The organism is Streptomyces pseudogriseolus, assembly GCA_002154585.1.
Classification (GTDB): domain Bacteria; phylum Actinomycetota; class Actinomycetes; order Streptomycetales; family Streptomycetaceae; genus Streptomyces; species Streptomyces pseudogriseolus.
In genome coordinates this window covers 1-2,753 of the sequence record MUNG01000350.1, presented here as the reverse complement: position 1 = coordinate 2,753, position 2,753 = coordinate 1, and the positions used below count along the sequence as shown (strand labels likewise).

Annotated in this window: 2 protein-coding genes and 1 pseudogene; all 3 read right to left on the bottom strand. The window is 73.0% G+C overall.

The genetic code is table 11. The features are described 5' to 3' along the window. Window positions 1-306: 306 nt before the first annotated feature. Window positions 307-1,275, bottom strand: a complete 969-nt coding sequence (locus CCN29_RS26935; protein ID WP_086685151.1) for an N-acetylglucosamine kinase — start codon at window positions 1,273-1,275, stop codon at window positions 307-309. After that, window positions 1,266-2,522, bottom strand: a complete 1,257-nt coding sequence (locus tag CCN29_RS26930; protein ID WP_086685148.1) for a 6-phospho-beta-glucosidase — start codon at window positions 2,520-2,522, stop codon at window positions 1,266-1,268. Before CCN29_RS26930 ends, CCN29_RS26935 begins: the two co-directional genes overlap by 10 nt. Window positions 2,523-2,525: 3 nt before the next feature. Next, a pseudogene (locus CCN29_RS35065) lies at window positions 2,526-2,678 on the bottom strand (carbohydrate ABC transporter permease); the annotation flags it as partial. Window positions 2,679-2,753 lie beyond the last annotated feature (75 nt).

The window sequence follows — 2,753 nt, the reverse complement described above, 5'->3', positions numbered from 1 at the left end:
GTGGTGGGGGCCGGCGCGGACGGCTGGGGCGGGATCGCCGGAAGCGTGGGTGGCGCGCCCGTGTTCGGTGTGTGTGTCATCTGACCTCCCCCGTGGTCATCCTCCGCGGCAAGTATCGCCGTCGGGCGCGACATCCGCACCGGCCTTGACACGATCTTGATCACTTTGCCGTGCTGTGGCCGGAAGTTCCGGCCGCCGCACCCCACCCTGCCCAGGAACACGCCCGGGAAATCCGTTCGGTTCCGGGAGGTTGTGCCCGGCGGCGGGGGTGCGCGTGCCGCCTACGGGGGGTGGGGTACGCGGCACTCAGCCGAAGTGCGCGCGCACGCGTTCGTGTGCCTCCGGCGGGGCCGCCACGTCGTCCAGGCCGAGGAGGGCCGCTCCCAGGACCGGGCGCGCCGTGACGAGATGGGGTACGGCCTTGGGGGCTGTGGCCGACAGGCGGGCGCGGATGCCCTCGGTGAGGTAGGGGTGGTCCGCCGCGAGGACGCTGCCGCCGAGGAGGACCGGGGTTTCCTCGTCGAGGAGGTCCAGGCGCGTGAGGGCCACCGTGGCCATCGTGACGATCTCGGTGGCCTGTTGGTCGATGACGGCGCGGGCCGTGCGGTCGCCCTGGGCCGCCGTCGCGAAGAGGACCGGTGTCGCCTCGTGCCGGCGGCGCGGCGGGATGCGGTTGAGGTGCAGGGCCTCGATCAGGGCGGGCATGTCGGGCACGCCGAAGTGGGCGGGGAGGGTGGTCGCCAGGGCCGTCGGTCCGCCACGGCCGTCCGCCGCGCGCGCCGCGTGCCACAGGGCCTCCTCGGCCAGCGCCCAGCCGCCGCCCCAGTCGCCGGAGAAGCGGCCCAGGGCGGGGAAGCGTGCCGTACGGCCGTCGGGGCGCATGCCCACGCAGTTGATGCCCGCGCCGCAAACGACGGCGACCCCCCGGGGTTCCGAGACGCCGGCGCGGAGGATGGCGAACGTGTCGTTGCGGACCGTGACCGTGTCCGACCAGGCGCGGGAGACGAGGGCCGCGGTGAGCTGCTCCTCCTCGACGGGGAGGTCCGCGTTGGCCAGGCAGGCCGAGAGGTGGGTCGCTCCCGGGGTGCCCGCCGATCGGAGGGCTGCGGTGACGGGCTTGGCGAGGGCCGCCATCGCTGTGGCCAGGCCGTCCGCGGGCGGGCGGAAGCCGCCTCCTCTGGCCGTGGACAGCACCGTGCCGTCCGGGGCGATCACCGCCACGTCCGTCTTGCTGTTGCCCGCGTCGACGGCGAGGACGGCTGCGGTCAGGCCCACGTGAGGTGCTCCCGGTTGTGCGCGATCAGGGTGTCGGCCAGGCGGTCGGCGTACTCGTACTGGCCGATCAGGGGGTGGGCCAGGAGGGCGCGGAAGACGCGGCCCCGGCCGCCGTGCAGGGCCGCCTCCAGGGCCAGGTCCTCGTACGCGGTGACGCCGGCGACGAGGCCGCTGAAGAGGGGGTCCATCGGGGACACGGGGAGGGGTTCCGCTCCCTTCGGGGTGATCCTGGCGGGGACTTCGACGACCGCGTCGTCCGGGAGGAAGGGGAGCGTGCCGTTGTTGCGGGTGTTGACCACCTGGTGCGGCGAGCCCGCGTTGCGCAGGAGGGCCGCCGCCAGGTCCACCGCGGCTTCCGAGTAGTACGCCCCTCCCCGCTTGGCCAGCAGGGGCGGCTTCTCGGCGAGGGCGGGGTCGGCGTAGAGGGTGAGCAGTTCCTGTTCCATGCGGGCGACTTCGGCCGCTCGGGAGGGCTTGGTTCGCTGTTCGCGGACCACCTCGTCGTGCGCGTAGAAGTAGCGGAGGTAGTAGGAGGGGACCACGCCCAGGGTGGTGAGGAGGGGGAGCGGGAGGCGCAGGTCCGCGGCGATCGTCTCGCCGTGCTCGGTCAGGAGGCGGGGGAGGACGTTCTCGCCGCCCACGTGGACCGCCGTCTCCCAGGTGAGGTGGTTGAGGCCCACGTGGTCGAGGGCGACGTCCTCGGGCGTCACGTTCAGCAGGGCCGCGAACTTGCGCTGGAGGCCGATCGCCACGTTGCACAGGCCCAGCGCCTTGTGGCCGGCCTGGAGCAGGGCGCGGGTCACGATGCCCACGGGGTTGGTGAAGTCGATGATCCACGCGTCGGGGTTGGAGCGGCGGACCCGGTCGGCGATGTCCAGAACCACCGGGACCGTGCGCAGCGCCTTGGCCAGGCCGCCCGCGCCCGTGGTCTCCTGGCCCACGCAGCCGCAGTCGAGGGGCCACGTCTCGTCCTGGAGGCGCGCCGCCTGGCCGCCGACGCGGAGCTGGAGGAGGACCGCGTCGGCGCCGTCCACCGCCGCGTCCAGGTCGGTGGTCGTCGTGATGCGGCCCGGGTGGCCCAGGCGGTCGAAGATGCGGCGGGACAGCGGGCCGATCAGGTCCAGGCGGTCGGTCGCCGGATCGGTGAGGACCAGCTCCGTGACGGGCAGGACGTCCCTCAGCCGTGCGAAGCCGTCGATGAGTTCGGGCGTGTAGGTCGAGCCTCCGCCGACCACGGTGAGTTTCATGCGTTATCCCTTGACTCCGGTGAGGGTGACGCCCTCGACGAACGCCTTCTGCACGAAGAAGAACACGAGGATGACGGGGGCCATGACCAGAACGGTCGCGGCCATGGTGAGGTTCCAGTCGGTGTGGTGCGCGCCCTTGAAGGACTCCAGTGGGAAGAGGGCCATCGCTCTGCGGGACGTTCCCGGCATGGCGAGGCTCCCTGAGGGGCGGGGGTGGTGTGGGACGGAGGT

Bases quoted from the DNA above. Each gene is read 5' to 3' on its own strand.
- CCN29_RS26930 (WP_086685148.1), bottom strand. From the start codon at position 2,522: ATGAAACTCACCGTGGTCGGCGGAGGCTCGACCTACACGCCCGAACTC.